This window comes from Streptomyces sp. NBC_01294 (genome assembly GCF_035917235.1).
In the GTDB taxonomy this organism is placed as follows: Bacteria; Actinomycetota; Actinomycetes; order Streptomycetales; family Streptomycetaceae; genus Streptomyces; species Streptomyces caledonius.
On sequence record NZ_CP108423.1, the window covers coordinates 883,095 to 898,031 of the forward strand.

General features: G+C 71.5%; 16 protein-coding genes and 2 pseudogenes. 10 read left to right on the forward strand and 8 right to left on the reverse strand.

Features of this window, described 5'->3' with window-relative positions; translation table 11 throughout:
- Positions 1-22 precede the first annotated feature (22 nt).
- Positions 23-2,023 carry a serine hydrolase domain-containing protein gene (locus OG534_RS04280; RefSeq protein ID WP_326586722.1) on the reverse strand — a complete coding sequence of 667 codons (2,001 nt, stop codon included), beginning with the start codon at positions 2,021-2,023 and terminating at the stop codon, positions 23-25.
- 115 nt (positions 2,024-2,138) lie between these two features.
- On the opposite strand from OG534_RS04280, the gene OG534_RS04285 reads away from it, so the two are divergent.
- Positions 2,139-4,139, forward strand: a complete 2,001-nt coding sequence (locus OG534_RS04285) for a sensor histidine kinase (RefSeq protein ID WP_326586723.1) — start codon at positions 2,139-2,141, stop codon at positions 4,137-4,139.
- Positions 4,140-4,146: 7 nt separating this feature from the next.
- On the opposite strand, the gene OG534_RS04290 is transcribed toward OG534_RS04285, so the two are convergent.
- On the reverse strand, positions 4,147-4,755 hold the full coding sequence (locus OG534_RS04290; protein WP_326586724.1) for a response regulator transcription factor: 609 nt from the start codon (positions 4,753-4,755) through the stop codon (positions 4,147-4,149).
- 80 nt (positions 4,756-4,835) lie between these two features.
- Positions 4,836-5,318 (reverse strand): hypothetical protein, encoded by a 483-nt coding sequence (locus OG534_RS04295; RefSeq protein ID WP_326593460.1) that lies wholly within the window; start codon positions 5,316-5,318, stop codon positions 4,836-4,838.
- A gap of 163 nt (positions 5,319-5,481) precedes the next feature.
- Here OG534_RS04295 and OG534_RS04300 point away from each other — a divergent pair.
- The 3 genes and pseudogenes from OG534_RS04300 to OG534_RS04310 form a co-directional block, all read left to right on the forward strand.
- A pseudogene (locus OG534_RS04300) lies at positions 5,482-5,958 on the forward strand (helix-turn-helix domain-containing protein); the annotation flags it as partial.
- 25 nt (positions 5,959-5,983) lie between these two features.
- On the forward strand, positions 5,984-6,628 hold the full coding sequence (locus OG534_RS04305; RefSeq protein ID WP_326586726.1) for a thioredoxin domain-containing protein: 645 nt from the start codon (positions 5,984-5,986) through the stop codon (positions 6,626-6,628).
- 114 nt (positions 6,629-6,742) lie between these two features.
- Positions 6,743-7,369, forward strand: coding sequence for an ATP-binding protein (locus OG534_RS04310; RefSeq protein ID WP_326586727.1), 627 nt, complete (start codon positions 6,743-6,745; stop codon positions 7,367-7,369).
- 157 nt (positions 7,370-7,526) lie between these two features.
- Here OG534_RS04310 and OG534_RS04315 read toward each other — a convergent pair whose 3' ends face one another.
- Positions 7,527-8,111: a GNAT family N-acetyltransferase gene (locus tag OG534_RS04315; RefSeq protein ID WP_326586728.1), complete on the reverse strand. Its 585-nt coding sequence runs from the start codon at positions 8,109-8,111 to the stop codon at positions 7,527-7,529.
- 71 nt (positions 8,112-8,182) lie between these two features.
- The gene (locus OG534_RS04320) at positions 8,183-8,704 is read right to left on the reverse strand and encodes an AAA family ATPase (RefSeq protein ID WP_326586729.1); all 522 of its coding nucleotides are present in this window, start codon (positions 8,702-8,704) and stop codon (positions 8,183-8,185) included.
- 124 nt (positions 8,705-8,828) lie between these two features.
- Between OG534_RS04320 and OG534_RS04325 the strand changes: the two genes are divergently transcribed.
- The 3 genes from OG534_RS04325 to OG534_RS04335 all read left to right on the forward strand — a co-directional run bounded on the left by OG534_RS04325 (position 8,829) and on the right by OG534_RS04335 (position 10,846).
- Positions 8,829-9,068: a hypothetical protein gene (locus tag OG534_RS04325; RefSeq protein ID WP_326586730.1), complete on the forward strand. Its 240-nt coding sequence runs from the start codon at positions 8,829-8,831 to the stop codon at positions 9,066-9,068.
- A gap of 120 nt (positions 9,069-9,188) precedes the next feature.
- Positions 9,189-9,935 (forward strand): hypothetical protein, encoded by a 747-nt coding sequence (locus OG534_RS04330; protein ID WP_326586731.1) that lies wholly within the window; start codon positions 9,189-9,191, stop codon positions 9,933-9,935.
- A 113-nt stretch (positions 9,936-10,048) separates the two neighbouring features.
- Positions 10,049-10,846 carry a VOC family protein gene (locus OG534_RS04335; RefSeq protein WP_326586732.1) on the forward strand — a complete coding sequence of 266 codons (798 nt, stop codon included), beginning with the start codon at positions 10,049-10,051 and terminating at the stop codon, positions 10,844-10,846.
- Between the two features lie 26 nt (positions 10,847-10,872).
- Here the strand turns inward: OG534_RS04335 and OG534_RS04340 are convergent, their stop codons facing one another.
- Positions 10,873-11,688: an ABC transporter permease gene (locus OG534_RS04340; RefSeq protein WP_326586733.1), complete on the reverse strand. Its 816-nt coding sequence runs from the start codon at positions 11,686-11,688 to the stop codon at positions 10,873-10,875.
- Positions 11,685-12,737, reverse strand: a complete 1,053-nt coding sequence (locus OG534_RS04345) for an ATP-binding cassette domain-containing protein (RefSeq protein ID WP_326586734.1) — start codon at positions 12,735-12,737, stop codon at positions 11,685-11,687. The genes OG534_RS04340 and OG534_RS04345 overlap by 4 nt, the downstream gene beginning before the upstream one ends.
- 308 nt (positions 12,738-13,045) lie before the next feature.
- Between OG534_RS04345 and OG534_RS04350 the strand changes: the two genes are divergently transcribed.
- From OG534_RS04350 to OG534_RS04360, 3 genes and pseudogenes are all read left to right on the forward strand, one after another.
- Complete coding sequence (locus OG534_RS04350; protein ID WP_326586735.1) at positions 13,046-13,237, forward strand: hypothetical protein; 192 nt, start codon at positions 13,046-13,048, stop codon at positions 13,235-13,237.
- Positions 13,238-13,339: 102 nt separating this feature from the next.
- A pseudogene (locus tag OG534_RS04355) lies at positions 13,340-13,660 on the forward strand (hypothetical protein); the annotation flags it as partial.
- Positions 13,661-13,742: 82 nt separating this feature from the next.
- Complete coding sequence (locus OG534_RS04360) at positions 13,743-13,946, forward strand: hypothetical protein (RefSeq protein ID WP_326586736.1); 204 nt, start codon at positions 13,743-13,745, stop codon at positions 13,944-13,946.
- Here OG534_RS04360 and OG534_RS04365 read toward each other — a convergent pair.
- Positions 13,924-14,907, reverse strand: coding sequence for an aldo/keto reductase (locus OG534_RS04365; protein ID WP_326586737.1), 984 nt, complete (start codon positions 14,905-14,907; stop codon positions 13,924-13,926). The genes OG534_RS04360 and OG534_RS04365 overlap by 23 nt on opposite strands.
- Positions 14,908-14,937 lie beyond the last annotated feature (30 nt).

The following is a 14,937-nucleotide window of genomic DNA, read 5'->3' on the forward strand; positions in this document are numbered from 1 at the left end:
GGCAGGCCGCGTGGTGGCCCGTTCACCGGGCGAGCCAGTCGAACGGGGCGCCCACCAGGTGGTACTGGAGCAACATGCCCGCCATCGCGACCGCGCCCGCCGCGGTGACGGTGAACAGGACGCGGCCGGTGATGTTCCACCAACCGCGGAGCCAGGCCGCGATCGCCCCCGCCACCACGCCCAGCGTCAACGGCACGAGCGCCGCGCCCAGCACGGTCACGGTGGTCAGCAGCGGCGATCCCAGCGGCACCGCTTCCATCATCGCGTTGCCGTCCGAGACGACCGCCGCGAGCGCGGCCGCGAACGCTGCGGTGATCAGCCCGGCCACCACGGCGATCGTCCTCGCCGCCCGTGCTGCGCGCGGGTGCGGCGGCGCGCCCCGAAGCCTCCGTACCAGGGCGGTCGCGGGGAAGGCGATCGCGGCGAGCAGCAGCACACCCGCGCCGGCGCCGAGCAGTGCCAGGTGCAGGGACGGGGACTGGCGCCACGTCAGCTGCTCGTACGCCGTCGACGGCGTCGCCGACGAGACGAGCACCCCGTCCTTGGCGAAGGCGAGCGTCGCGCCCGTTCCGCCGCGCTCCCGGAACAGGCCGTCGCCGAGCGCGAGCCAGCTCTGCTCGGGCTGGCCGGGGTCGAGGGAGAGCCCGGTGGTGCGCAGGCCGTTGCTGCCGTCCTTCTCGACCGTGACACCCGCGACCAGGCCCTCCAGCGCCATGAGGCTGGTGCGACTGACCCGGGCCGGACGGTAGGAGCCGGTGTAGGAGTCGAGGGAGGGATCGGCGGTGGCGCCGCTCGGCGCTGCGGTCGCAGGGCCGTTCGGGACGTTGGGGGCATCCGGGACCGCCGGGACCTCCGGGACCTCCGGGACGAGGGCGGCCACGATCCGGTGGATGAGGTCCTTGCCGTCCCAGGAGGCGCGGCCGTTCGTCCCGTCGCCGTTGAAGACGACGAACACCCCCACGTCGTGGCCGGGGACGAGCAGCAGGTTGGCGTGGAAGCCGGAGATGTCGCCGTCCTTGAACCAGCCCGTCCGCCCGCCGCTTCGCCACTCCTCGAAGCCGTAGCCGAGGCCGGGCATGCGGGGATCCTGGCGGTGGTGCACCTGCTGCATGAGGCGGTTCGCCGGAGTGTCGTCGGTGAGCTGCCCGGTCATCCAGCGGCCCATGTCGGCGGCGGTGCTGACCGCACCGGGCCCGGTCGGACTCCACGCGCCGTACTGGCCCCTGTCCTGCGTCCAGCCGGATGCGCCGCTGGGCCGGTAGCCGCGGGCGAGATCGGCCGCGATCGGGGCGGGCTGCGGCTGGGCGAACGTGGAGCGGGTCATGCCCAGGGGCTTGAGGATGTGCTCGTCGACGTATGCGGGGAAGGGCAGGCCGGAGGTGTCGGCGACGAGCTGACCCGCGAGCGCGTAGCCGTAGTTGTCGTAGGCGGCGATGGTGCCCGGGGTGCGGACCCGGGGCGGGCGGCGCGTCGTCAGGCTTTCGGCGAAGGGTTCGACGTCCTTCGCACCGGTCCTGTTGCGGCCGACGAGATCGCTGTCGAAGCCCGCGGTGTGGGTGAGGAGTTGGTCCAGGGTGACGGGGCGTCCGGGGTACGTGTCGGGAACGGTGACCGCACGGAGGTATTCGTTGACGTCGGCCTTCGGGTCGATGTCGCCCTGGGCGACGAGCTGGGAGGCGGCTTGCGCGGTGAACAGCTTGGCGAGTGAGCCGAGGAAGAAGGGGGTGCGGTCCGGGTCGACCCGGGTGCCGGTGCGGACGTCGGCGACACCGTAGCCCTTGGCCAGGACGGTCCGGCCGCCCGCTACGACGGTGACGGCCGCGCCGGGGATGCGGTCGTCCTCCAGATAGCCGGCGACGGCGGTGTCGACGAGCGAGTCGAGACGGGGCGGAGCGGCCGCGTGAGCGGGGGTGGGGGTGGGGGCAGCGACGGAAACCAGCGCGGCGAAGACGGCCGTGATCGTGATCGTGATGGCGATCGTGGCGGCCGTCGTGGTGCGGGTCCGTATCGACGTCGTACGCATACGAAGACGATCGCGTTCGGGGGCGGGCCGGCGGCAGTGCGAGACACACCGGTCGATGTGTATTTCACACAGGCGGGCCGGGTGGGGTGCACGGGCATGCGTCTAACGTGACCTCATGAGCGGGTGGGGCACGGCGTTTCGGCGCGGACGCGGCATCGGGCCCGGGGGCGCCGAGCCGGGCAGAGAGCACACCTCGCGCTCGAGGGGCGAGTCGGCCTACGCCGAGGCCGAGGCCGACTCCGACGCCGAATCCGACGCCGGGCCCACGCCGGCGGTCGTATCGGTGGTCCTCGTCGTCGTCATTCTCGGATTCGCCTTCGAGCCCGGTGTCGTCCTGCCGCGCCCGGCCGCCGTGCCGATGCTGCTGCTCCAGCTGGCCACCTGCCTGCCCTCGACACGGCGGCTGCGCGGGGCCTGGACCCTCGCCGCTCAGATCCTGCTCACGCCCTGGTCCGGCCTGCCCGGGTTTCTCGGCGCCTCCGTGCTGCTGATCGTCGAACGGCCCGTCCGGTGGCCGCTGTTCATGGTCGTCGTGCTGGCCGCCGGACCGCTCGCACCCGGCGACGGCAGCGTCCATTCCGTACTCAACGGCATCGGGAACGCCCTCGCCCACGGATTGATCATCTATGCGCTGACCCGGCTCACCGACCTCTACACCGAACTCCGCACCACCCGCGGCGCACTGGCCGAGGCCCTCGTCACGGCCGAACGGGAGCGCGCCGGGCGGGACTTGGACACGGTGCTGGGAACGGCCCTGGCGGACATCATCCGGCTGGCCGGGCAGGGCACGCGGGCGGCGCGGGACATGGTGGCGGTCGCGCGGGCGGCGACGGAGCGCGTGCGCGCCGCGCCGACCGCGCGGGCGGCCGACGGGGCAGAGATCCCCGTGGGCGCCATGACGCCCCGGCTGGTGTGGCCCATCGTGGTCGCCACCCACGTCGAGTACCTGGTCGTGGGGGCCGCCTTCCTGCTCGGCGCCGGGCTGTCGGGCCTGCGGATCGCCGCGTACGGGGCCGCGCTGGCGACGGTGGTCGGGCTGCAGGCGTACCACTCCCTGCCGCGTCCGCCGGGCGTGCGTCCCCCGTGCGTCGTGTGGACGCTGGGTGTGCAGCTCGCTCTTGCCCTGGGCGTGCTGGCGGCGCCGGACGGGCCGTACCCCCAGCTGGTGGCGTTCGCCGCAGCCTCGGTGCTGATCGTCCTTCCCGGGCGCACCGCCTGGCCGGCGGCCGGGATGCTGACCGCACTGGTGGCGATCGCGTTGCTGGTGCGCACGGACGGGCCCGGGGTTCGTGGCACCGCTCTCCTCCTGCTGGACATCGTGGTGATCGCTTCGGTCTTCTACGGCCTCGCCCTGCTCACCGGCCTGGTCCACCAGGTACGGGAGGCCCGCGAAGCGCTGGCTTCGCTGGCCGTGGCGCGCGAGCGCCGGCGCATCGCCCGGGACGTCCACGACCTGCTGGGGTACGGGCTGGCCGCGATCGCGATGAAGGGTGAGCTGGCGAGCCGCGACCCTGACCGGGAGCGGGCCGAGCGGCACCTCGCCGATGCGGCGGCCCTGGCGGACCGGGCGCTGGCGGACCTTCGGGCGATCCCGGGAGAAGGCCCGGAGTTCGCGCTGGCGGAGGAACTGGCCTCCGCCCGGAAGGTACTGGCCGCCGCAGGCATAGCCGTGCGGGTGCGGGGCGAGACGGACGGGGCGGGCGGGCCGGGCGGGGCAAGCGGGACGGTCAGGGTGGACGGGGTGGACGGGGTGGACGGGGTGGACCGGGTGGACCGGGTGGACGAGGTGGCGGAGACGCTGTTCGCCACGGTGCTGCGGGAGGCGGTGACCAACGTGCTGCGACATGCGGCGGGAGCCCGTCGGTGCGAGGTGGTCTTCGGTCCCGGGCTGCTGCGGGTGGCGGACGACGGCCGCGTGCTTCCCGTACCGCCACGGAAGGACGGCACCGGAGCGGGCGGCGGCGGCAACGGGCTGAGGAACCTGCGTGAGCGAGCGGCCGCGGTCGGTGGGGTCCTGGAGGCCGGACCGGCTCCGCACGGGCGCGGCTACGTCCTGACCGTCCGCCTGGACTCCCCCTCCGCTTCCGCCTCACCATCCGCCTCCGTCTCCGGATGACTCGCCGTTACCCCAACCAGCCCTGTTCCCGGGCGATCCGCACGGCGTCGAGGCGGGTGCGCGCGTCGAGCTTGGTGACGGCCGCGCCGAGGTAGTTCCGTACGGTGCCCTGGGTGAGGTGCAACTCCCGGGCTATCGCGTCGAGTTCGGCGCCGGCGGCGGCCAGTCGCAGCACATCGGTTTCACGCGGGGTGAGCGGGCTCACCTTGGCGGTGAGCGCCGCGGCGGCCAGTTTGGGATCGATGACGTGCTCCCCCGCGGCCACGCTGCGGATCGCGGCGGCGAGCTGATCCGGCTGCGCGTCCTTGAGCATGAACCCGCCCACCCGGGCGGCGAGTGCCGACCGCAGCGCCTCGGGGCTGCCCAGCGCGGTGAGGATCAGGATCCGGCAGTCGGGCAGCGCGGCTTCGAGATCGCGGGCGGCGGAGAGTCCGTCCGCACCGGGCATGTCCAGGTCGAGCACCGCGACGGTGGGCCGGTGGGCGAGCGCGGCGGGGAGGACGGCGTCCCCCCGGGCCACCTCGGCGACGACCTCCATGTCGGCTTCCAGGTCCAGCAGCGCGGCCAGCGCCCCCCGGAGCATGTGCATGTCCTCGGCCAGCAGAATGCGGATCACAGTCCCTCCCGGAGGATCGTAACGGCCTGCGTCGGGGCGGCACGGAACGCGAGCGGTCGGCGGCAGGGGACCCTCGGACGTCAGGCCGTGTGCTTGTGAATCACGTCGAGGTAGTGCCGATCACGGTGCGGCACGTGGTCGTCCCGTCCGGGCAGGCCGAAGACCGCACAGACGTCGGCGGGCCGGGTGAGGATGCTGGACTGTTCGTCGAAGGTGAGGACGCCGTTGACCACGTGCCGGCAGCCTGCGGCGTCGAGCGCGGCGATCAGCTCCTCGCGGAGCACCGTGGCCTCGAAGCTCTCGGAAGCGGGCAGGACGAGCGGCGGAAGGCTGACGGTCGAACCCGGCCGGAGGCGGATACCGATGCCGCTCACGACCCGCCGGGTGGTCACCAGCTGCAACCCGCCCCAGGAATAGGGATAGCCGTCGATGTCGGGCCCCTTCATCATGTGGGCCGGGTGCGGGCGGCCCGGGCCGAGGAGGTCTTCGGCATCGGTCAGCGACATCCCGCAGGTGAGCGGCCCGATCCGGCCGGTGCGGGAGAAGCCGACGAGTACGTCCATCAAGGTCACGACCGGACTGTGGCACTCCCCCGCTCCCGTGCGCACCTCGATTTCGGCGCGCGGCGCCCAGCCCGAACACCCCACGGCCGGTGCAGGGCCGTGCCCAGCGCCTGCCTTTCTGTCCTTTTCCATCTCCAACCTGCGTTGTTCCCAGAATGGCCGGGTGAGGGACATCGATGCGATCGCGGCGTTGCAGGATCCCGTACGGCGCCGCCTGTACGAGTACGTGGCGGCGCAGGGCCGCGAGGTCGGCCGCAACGAGGCCGCCGAGGCGGCCGGGGTGGCACGCACGCTCGCCGCGCACCATCTGGACAAGTTGACCGAGGCCGGGCTGCTGGAAAGCGGCAGTCGCCGCCTGACGGGCCGCTCGGGACCGGGGGCGGGCCGTCCCGCCAAGGTGTACACGCGGGCGCGGGCCGAGCGGTCGGTGTCATTGCCCGGCCGCGACTACCGCACCGCGGCCGAGCTGCTCGCCGAGACCGCCGAGGAGGCCGGGCTGGACGCCGCGCTCTGCGCGGCCGCACGCCGCCGGGGCGAGGCCCTGCGCGGCTCGTCGGCACCCTGCGGAGGCCTCGAAGAGGCCATGGAGGTGCTGACCGCCCGCGGCTACGAGCCACACCTGGAAGCCGTCGAGGACACTGGGCACGCCGTGCTGGGATGAGGCCATGACCGCATCCGCGCATGCCGCCCACCTCGCCCAGCTCAACGTCGCCACGCTCCGGCATCCCTTCGACGACCCGCGCGTGGCGCCGTTCGTCGTGGTGGGCGACCCGGCCGCGGCAACCACCGTCCGGCTGTACGAGGACCCACGCTGTCCGGTCGTCGAGGAGTTCGAGGCGACCGGTGCCCCGGCGCTACGCGAGATGACGCTGCGCCGCGAGGCCAAGACCGAGTACACCCTCGCGTCCTTCAGGGACGACCGTGTGGGCGGCGACGGATCGAAGAGGGCGGTTAACGCCCTCCGCGCAGCGCTGGACGCCGGCAAGTTCACCGAATACCACGCCGTGCTGTTCGAGAACATGGCCGAAAACGAACTCGCAGGCGGCTACACCACGGCCTCCCTCCTGGAACTGGCCGACCAGGTCGAGGGACTGCGAAGCGATACCTTCGACTCCGCGGTGGCGACGATGAAGCACAAAGACTTCGTCACCGCATCGGAGAAGACTTATGAGGCAGCCGGTGGCGACGACCCACGCGGCCCTGGCACCCCCACGGTCGCCATCAACGGCACCCAGATCAAGGGTGGCCTGTACGACTGGCTCTTCGAGAAGGAGACGTTCCACCTGCTCCTGAACTCAGCCGACAACTAGCCGCAGACCGGGCAACACGGGGCCCTTGTTCGGGTTCAGGCACGAATTCCGTGAACCGTCGTCAGCCAGGGGGATGGCCTCAAGACCGTCATCACCAGGCGGGATACTTGCCTGATGGACATATCGAGGGCTTCCTGGGTCAACACGACGCACGATTGGTCCAGCATCGTTGATGCGGATCATCTGGCACATATCCGACAGAGTCCCTGGGAGTTCGCTCCGGATGGACCTTGGCACCTCGTCCTTGAGGTACTTGCCTATGCCGCCGACGAAGCGTCAAGCAAGGGCGGGGGACGCTGCGTCGTCGTTCTCCATCCCGACGGTTCCCTGTCTGTCCGGGATGACGGACGGGGCACTGACACCCGTGTGGACGAGCACGGCCGGAGCGTGAAGAAGCCGGTCATGGCTACGAAGGATCTCCGGTTCTTCGATTTCCCGCAGGTCGAGGTACTGCCTGACGGCCATCCTCGGCGCGGCATGTCCGTGGTTGCGGCGCTCAGCGAGTGGCTCGCCCATACCAACCGCCGCCTCAACGGGGCCTGGACTCAGCGCTACGAAAATGGCGTCCCCGTCACCGATCTTGAGCCCGTTGAGGTCGACGGCACGACCGGGACGCTGGTCCATTTCAGGCCGGACGGGTCGTTGGGTTCGGTGACCGTGCCGGCGGCCGGCGACCAATCGCGCCTGGCCACGGCCTGGCCGCATCTGGAGGTTCAGGTCGATGACCGGCGCAATGACTGACAGATTCGGTGACGATGACCGGTCTCGCACCACAGTGATCAGCTCGCTGTGACGACCGTCGCGGTCTGTGGTCGGCGGCAGGCGCCGGTCAGCAGGAGCCGCTTGCGCAGGAGGGGGAGGCGGGCACGACCAAACATCGCATCCAAGGGCCACGCAGTCAGCCGCCCATGGGGTTCAAAACTCGGTCGAGTTCGCCCATCGCGTGCAGCTGCGCGAACTCGTCAGCGAGCATGCCCATCACGACGAGGTCGTGGTGCCGACCGGCGAAGAACACGTGATCGCGGAGGCGACCCTCCTCGACGAAGCCGAGCCGACGATGAAGTGCCAGCGATGCCTCGTTGTGGGCGAAGATCCGCGCCCCGCACTTGTGATAGCGCCGCTCGGCGAACATGAAACGCATCAACATCACCACGGCCTCTGCCGCGTAGCCCTTGCGTCGATGGTCAGCACCCATCGTGATGCCGTACTCGAACCAGCCCGCACGTGGATCAGCATGATGCGAGCCGACGGCACCGACCATCTCCCCCGTGCCGACGGCTTCGATTGCCAACCCGAAGCAGTCGTTGTCGAACTTGGCAGCGGCCTGCTCCTTCGCCCAGGTACGGAACCCCTCGGCAGAACGGGGTGGATGCAGCACATCTCCCAACCGCTCCTCGTCGACGGCGAAGCGCATGAACGCCGCCCAGTCATCGGGCTCGATGCCGCGAAGGCGTACCCGGTCGCCAGTCCAGAACGATTTCATCCCCTATTCGATCATGCGCAGTGTGCGTTGCACAGGCCCTTGGGAACCCGATCCGAACGGCCCGTGTCACCTCAACCGTTGACGGCCTCTGCGATCTCCAGGGCGGCCTGGGCGGGCGTGAGGTGGGTGGTATCCACGACCTCGGCCTCGTCGTGGAGCCACGTGCGAGCCGCCTCGGCGTAGGGCTCGAGGTACTTGAGACGGAAGGGAGAGGGGCCGAGAACGGTGTCCCCCTCGATGCGCCCGCGGAGAGTGTCCTGGTCGGCGTGGAGGACGAAGTGCCGTACGGGAACGGCATGGCGGGCGAGGCCCGCGCTGATCTCGCGCCAGTACTGCTCGACCAGGACGGTCATGGGCATCACCAGGGTGCCGCCGGTGTAGTCGAGTACGCGGCGGGCGGTCTCGACCACGAGCGGCCGCCACGGCGGCCAGTGCTGGAAGTTGTCCGTCCGGGGCAGCCCCGGCGTGATGTCCATGAGTGTCTCGCCGACCTTCTCGGCGTCGAAAACCCGTGAATCCGGGATCAGCTGCTGCACGAGTGCACTGGTCGTCGTCTTGCCCACACCGTGGGTGCCGTTGAGCCATACGATCATGGAACCCGAATCTAGCGCCGTGCGGGCCGCGGGAACGAGCACAGCAGAGGTCCGGTCTCAGTCGAGCGTCACAGGGGCGGGGATCGACTTGCACTGGAAATCGAACACGTGACCTAATTGAGTCATGGCGCGAACAGTGTTTCCCGACGATCTTCTGCTGACCCAGGTCCGGGTGATCCGGACCTACGCCGCCCTCGCCCGCCCCCTCGGCGGCCACACCGCGGCGCTGCGGCACCAGCTGATCGAGGATCTGCGCCGGCTGTACGCCCACCCGTACTGGGCCGAGCCCGGACACTCGTACGCCGACCTGGTGGAGCTGCGCCGCGCGGCCCGGGCGCGGGCCGCCTGGGTGGAGGCCGCGTGAGGGGCGGGCCGGACTGCGCCCGCCGCGGCGCGGGCCTACGCTGATCGGGTGACTCGGCTGCGCCGGAGGTCATGGCGCCGCTTGGCGCCATCCGGGGGCAGCCGCAGGGAGGTGAGCCCGATGTCCGCACCCCGGGCAGCCGCGGCCCGCCGCGCGGCCGCCGGAACCGTCTGTCTGCTCCTGTTCGCGGGCGCGGGCGTGGGCACCGCCAGGGCCGATGACAACGGCCTCGCCGACAAGAGCGCCCAGGCCATCGCGGACGCCGCCCGCGAGGCGATGTCCGAGGTCACGTCCATGCACATGGTGGCGAAGGCGACCGAGAAGTCGGGTACCACCGCTCTGGACCTCCGGTTCGACGAGCAGGGCAACTGCGTCGGCTCCGTCACGCCCCCCGGTGACGCGGGCAGGGCCGACATCATCAAACGCGGCGACGACGTGTGGATGAAGCTCGACGACGACCTTCTCCGGGCCCACGTCCCGGGTGGAGCGGCCGACGACGCGATCGCACTCATCGACGGCCGTTACGTGCACGGCACCACGAGCAGCCTCCTCCTGCGCGACTTCGCGGAATTCTGCGACCTCGACTTCTACAAGGAGGAGTTGACCTCGAAACCGGCGAGCGAGCAGCTGGTCAAGGGCGCGCGGACCACCGTCGACGGCCGCCCGGCCATCACGGTCAACAGCCGGCACGACGGCGAGACGGGCGCCTTCCAGGTCTCCACCGAGGACGAGCCCTACCTCCTGCGGATCCAGGGTGCAGAGGCCTCCGGAGATCGGGTGGAAGCCACCTTCTCCGACTTCGGCGAGGCCGTCGTGCCCGAGCCCCCGGCGCCGGACGACTCGGTCGACCTGTCGCAGCTCCAGTAGTGACTCAGTAGTGACCCAGGAGTGACCGCCACCGGCGGGGCCGCGTTCGCCGAGGAGCGCACGTCAGGGTCCGGTGCCAGGCTGAGGCCGTACGACACGCGAAGGGAACGGCCGTGATCACCACTGACTTCGACCCCGGCTCTCCCTGCTGGATCGACCTCGGTTCTCCCGACATCCCCGCCGCCGCGGCCTTCTACGGCGCCGTACTCGGGTGGGAGTACGAGTCCATGGGTGAGGGCGAGGACATGGAAGGCGGGATGTTCCGGAAGGACGGCAAGATCGTCGCCGGGCTCGGGAAGCTCACCGAGGCGGGCGCGCGCTCGGCCTGGATGATCTACTTCAGCGTCACCGACGCGGACGCCGCGACCCAGGCCGTCGAGCGCGCCGGCGGCACGGTGCGGGTCGCGCCGACGGACCTCGACGAGTGGGGCCGGATGGCGCAGTACAGCGACCCGTTGGGGGGTCAGTTCGCCGTGTGGCAGCCGGGTACGAGCAAGGGCGTCGATCTGGTGGACAAGCCGGGTTCGCTGTCCTGGACGGAGCTCTACACGAGCGACACGTCGGCCGCCAAGGACTTCTACGGTGGCGTCTTCGGCTGGCGCTTCAGCGACATGGAGGTGCCGGGCGGCGGAGGCACCTACTCCCTCATCACCCCCGCCGGACTCCCCGAGGAACGCATGCACGGCGGCCTCATGGAGCTGCCCGCGGAGCACCTCGCCCTGGCGAACGGGCGGCCCTACTGGCACCCGGTCTTCGCCGTCACCGCCTGCGACGCCGCCGTCGCCAAGGTCACCGAGAACGGTGGCAGCGTGCAGATGGGGCCGGAGGACGCCGAGGGCGTCGGCCGGCTGGCCGTCTGCCTCGACCCGGCGAACGCGGACTTCGTGGTGCTGGCCCCGTCCGACAGCTGAGGTCCGGCCTCATCGGCAGGAGACCTTCAGGTCCGGGAGCGGTACGCGCGCAGGGCCAAGGGCATGAAGACCAGGGCGATGCCCGCCGCCCAGAGCAGGGACCACATGATCGCCTGCCCCGCAGGGGTGCCGTCCAGCAGCCCCCGGAAGGCGTCCGACAGGTGGGTGACGGGGTTGATGTTCACCCAGGCCTGGAGCCAGCCGGGCATGGTGTCGACCTGCACGAACGCGCTGCTCGTGAAGGTGATCGGGAAGATGAGCGTGAAGGCGAAGACCTGCACCTTCTCCGCGTCGCCGGCCAGCATCCCGATCAGTACCGCCGTCCAGGAGACGGCGGCGGCGAAGGTCAGCAGCAGCAGGAGCGCGCCGACGAAGCCCGCGGGGCCGCCGTTGACCTCGAAGCCCAGCAGGGTGCCGAGGGCGATCATCAGCACCATCGCCCAGAGCTGCTTGGCCAGGTCGGCCGTGATGCGTCCGAAGAGCGGCGCCGGCCGGGCGATGGGCAGACTGCGGAGGCGGTCGAAGACGCCCTTGGTGAGGTCGGTGTTCAACGCCATGGCGGTGTACGTGCTCATGAAGAGCGTGTTCTGGACGATGATCCCGGCGAGCGCGTACTGGAGGTAGTCCTGCGGGGACCCGGCCATCTGCCCGCCGAAGACGTAGGTGAACAGGAGCACGAACATGATCGGCGAAATGCTGTAGTCGACGAGTTCCAGCGGATTGTGCTTGACGGAGACCAGGCTCCGCCATGCCAGCGTCGCGGTCTGCCGCAGGGCCGCCAGGGGGCGCACCCTGCCGCTGCCGCCGAGCGTGTCGGTCAGGGAGGTGTCGGCGGTGGTCATGACAGGCTCCTCGCCGGCGCGTACTCCTCATCGTCACCCCCGGCGTCACCCCCGCCAGCGCCGTCGCCCCCGCCGGCGCCAGCGCCAGCGCCGTCGCCCCCGGCGTCCCCGGGCTCCGGCTCCGCCCGGTGGCCGGTCAGGACCATGAACACCTCGTCGAGGGACGAGCGCCGCAGGGTCAGCTCGGCCACCGCGATGCCGGCCTGATCCAGCCGACGCACCACGCTCGGCATCAGCGACGGGTCGTTGACGGGCACGGCTATCTCATCGCCCTCGATCGTGGCCTGTGGCCCCGCCTCCTCGGTGAGCAGGGCGTGCGCCGCGCCGAGATCGGCGGCGTGGGCGGGCCGCAGCTGCAGCACCTGCCCGCCGACCTGCGACTTCAGCTCGTCGGGCGTGCCATTGGCGATCACCCTGCCCTTGTCGATCACGACGATGCTGTCGGCGAGCCGGTCCGCCTCGTCCAGATACTGCGTGGTCAGCAGGACCGTCACGCCCTCCGCGACCAGGTCGCGCAGCATGTCCCACACCTCGCCGCGGCTGTGCGGATCGAGACCCGTGGTCGGCTCGTCCAGAAAGAGGATCCGCGGCCGTCCGACCAGGCTCGCCGCGAGGTCGAGACGCCGTCGCATGCCGCCCGAGTAGGTCTTGGCGGCCCGCCCCGCGGTGTCGCCCAGCTGGAAGCGGTCGAGCAGTTCGGCCGACCGGGCCCGGGCCGTACCGCGGGACATGCCGAGCAGACGCCCGATCATCAGCAGGTTCTCCGTGCCGGTCAGGTTTTCGTCCACGGCGGCGTACTGGCCCGTCAGCCCGATCACCGAACGGACCCGGCCCGCCTGCCGCACGACGTCGTACCCGCCGACTTCCGCGCGGCCGCCGTCGGGCAGCAGCAGGGTGGCGAAGATACGGACGGCGGTCGTCTTGCCCGCACCGTTGGGACCGAGCAGGCCGAGCACGGTCCCGACCGGCACCTGAAGATCCACACCGGCCAGCGCGCGCGTCTGCTTGAACGACTTCGCCAGACCTTCGGCCTGGACCGCGTACCTCATAAGATCACCTCGGACGGAGGGGTACGTGCCGACACCTCCCTCCACTGTGACGCACACCACTGACACCGCCCGGCGGGGTGGTCCCGCCTTCCTGCCGGACGTCGCGCGGCACCGCGCCCCGCCGGCTCGCCGCCACGCCGACTCGCCACCCCGCCGCCCCGCCGCCCCGCCGCCCCGCCGCCCCGCAGGCTCGCCGCCGCGCCCACCTGCGGGTGAAGCCCCGTCGAAGATCGTCGGGGGTGCCCGGAGGGCCGGAACACTGTGGCCCGGTACGGGCGGCCGTACCCCTTGGTCCGGGGAGCGCAAAGATGGCGAACGGCCCGGTCCTGCTGGTACTGCGGGAGAACCCGATGGGCGGCGGCGTCAGCGCCGAGCAGCTACGCCGCATCGGCAAGGAGTTGGAGAACCAGGGCCTGGAGCTGCGCTGGGCGCCGAGTGCGCGCGACGCACAGGCCGGCCTGCAGACCGAGGCCGCTCTCACGGCGGCCGTAGTCGCATGAGACCTGCCGCGTACGGCGGGAGGCGCGGTCGAGGAGGGCGGCGGCGGGGAGGTCCTGCGGCACATCGGGCGCCGCTTCAAGGACCTGCCGGTCTTCCTGGTGATGGCGGACGACACGGACCAGGACCTGGAGCGGCTGCCGCTGTGGGTCTCGGAGACGGTGGTCGGCTACATCTGGCCGCTGGAGGACACGCCGTCCTTCATCGCGGGCCGGGTCGCGACGGCGGCCCGGGCCCTGCCGGAGCTGGTCGGGCGCTTCCCGCGGCGCTACGGCCACACCCCCCTCGGCGCCCTGTGCCGCGAGATGCACGAGCACCTGACCCGCGCCGAGCTGATCACCGCCCTCGACGCGGCCTACCAGGAGCTCCCGGAGCCGGTCGCCTCGCCCCGCCACTGCTACCAGCCGCTGATCCGGGGCGGTACGGAGCGCGTACGGCTGGCCGAGGCGGCCGGGCGGGTGGCCGCGGCGATGGTGACCGTGACGCCCCCGGGGGATCCCCGTACTGATGCCCGGGGAGTCCACCGGCGCTCCGGACTGGCCGCTGCTGCGGTACCTGCGCGCCCTGGAGGCCTTCGACCGGGCCTTCCCGGGCTTCCCACAGCGAGGCCCACGGGGTGACCGTGGATCCCGAGAACGGCGACTACCTGATCGAATGCGTCCGCACGGCCCACGAGGGGGCGCCGGGCTCAGCCGTTCAGTGACGTCATGAGCTCGGGCGCGTACCGGTCCCCCGCGACCACGCCGTGCGGCGCGACGGCGTCGATGGAGGCCAGGTCGGCGTCGGTGAGCGTGACCGCGGTCGCGGCGACGTTCTCCTCCAGGTAGCGGCGGCGCTTGGTGCCGGGGATCGGCACGGCGCCCCGGCTCAGGGTCCAGGCGAGCGCGAGCTGCGAGGGGGTGACCCCCTTCTCGGCGGCGAGGCGGCGGACCCGGTCGACGACGGCCAGGTTGCGGTCGAAGTTCTCGCCCTGGAAGCGGGGGTCGGTGCGGCGGAAGTCGTCGGCGGCGAAGTCGTCCGGAGTGGTGATGGCGCCAGAGAGGAAGCCGCGGCCGAGCGGGGAGTAGGCGACGAGCCCGATGCCCAGCTCGCGCAGGGTGTCCAGGACGCCGTCGTGCTCGATGCCGCGCTCGAAGAGGCTGTACTCGGTCTGCACGGCGGCCAGCGGGTGGACGGCGTGGGCGCGGGCGATGGTGGTCGCCGCGGCCTCGCAGATGCCGATGTGGCCGACCTTGCCGGCGGCGACCAGCTCGGACATGGCGCCGATGCTCTCCTCGATCGGCACGTTCGGGTCGACGCGGTGGAGGTAGTAGAGGTCGATGTGGTCGGTGCCGAGGTGGCGCAGGGAGCGGTCGGCGGAGCGGTGGATGTACTCGGGGGTGGCGTTGTGGCCGAGGAAGGCGCCTTCGTCGGTGAACTCGACGCCGGTCTTCGTGGCGACGACGGCGGCGTCGCGGCGGCCGGTGAGGGCCTTGCCGAGGAGCTGCTCGTTGCGGAAGGGGCCGTAGCCCTCGGCGGTGTCGAGCAGGGTCACGCCCAGTTCGAGGGCGCGGTCGATGGTGGCGAGGGACTCGGTCTCGTCGGTGGCGCCGTAGTGGGCGCTCATGCCCATGAGGCCGAGGCCCTCGGCGCCGACCTTCAGTCCCTGGCCGCCCAGTGCGCGGATCTCCATGGTGTCCTCCGTGGGGTGATGGGTCAGTAA

What these genes read in the sequence shown, in the direction of transcription:
- OG534_RS04325 (WP_326586730.1), top strand. Translation starts at nt 8,829, where the DNA reads ATGGCGCGAACAGTGTTTCCCGACGATCTTCTGCTGACCCAGGTCCGG.
- OG534_RS04280 (WP_326586722.1), bottom strand. Translation starts at nt 2,023, where the DNA reads ATGCGTACGACGTCGATACGGACCCGCACCACGACGGCCGCCACGATC.
- OG534_RS04365 (WP_326586737.1), bottom strand. Translation starts at nt 14,907, where the DNA reads ATGGAGATCCGCGCACTGGGCGGCCAGGGACTGAAGGTCGGCGCCGAG.
- OG534_RS04285 (WP_326586723.1), top strand. Translation starts at nt 2,139, where the DNA reads ATGAGCGGGTGGGGCACGGCGTTTCGGCGCGGACGCGGCATCGGGCCC.
- OG534_RS04295 (WP_326593460.1), bottom strand. Translation starts at nt 5,318, where the DNA reads ATGGACGTACTCGTCGGCTTCTCCCGCACCGGCCGGATCGGGCCGCTC.
- OG534_RS04330 (WP_326586731.1), top strand. Translation starts at nt 9,189, where the DNA reads ATGTCCGCACCCCGGGCAGCCGCGGCCCGCCGCGCGGCCGCCGGAACC.
- OG534_RS04310 (WP_326586727.1), top strand. Translation starts at nt 6,743, where the DNA reads ATGGACATATCGAGGGCTTCCTGGGTCAACACGACGCACGATTGGTCC.
- OG534_RS04345 (WP_326586734.1), bottom strand. Translation starts at nt 12,737, where the DNA reads ATGAGGTACGCGGTCCAGGCCGAAGGTCTGGCGAAGTCGTTCAAGCAG.
- OG534_RS04305 (WP_326586726.1), top strand. Translation starts at nt 5,984, where the DNA reads ATGACCGCATCCGCGCATGCCGCCCACCTCGCCCAGCTCAACGTCGCC.
- OG534_RS04350 (WP_326586735.1), top strand. Translation starts at nt 13,046, where the DNA reads ATGGCGAACGGCCCGGTCCTGCTGGTACTGCGGGAGAACCCGATGGGC.
- OG534_RS04360 (WP_326586736.1), top strand. Translation starts at nt 13,743, where the DNA reads ATGCCCGGGGAGTCCACCGGCGCTCCGGACTGGCCGCTGCTGCGGTAC.
- OG534_RS04340 (WP_326586733.1), bottom strand. Translation starts at nt 11,688, where the DNA reads ATGACCACCGCCGACACCTCCCTGACCGACACGCTCGGCGGCAGCGGC.
- OG534_RS04320 (WP_326586729.1), bottom strand. Translation starts at nt 8,704, where the DNA reads ATGATCGTATGGCTCAACGGCACCCACGGTGTGGGCAAGACGACGACC.
- OG534_RS04315 (WP_326586728.1), bottom strand. Translation starts at nt 8,111, where the DNA reads ATGAAATCGTTCTGGACTGGCGACCGGGTACGCCTTCGCGGCATCGAG.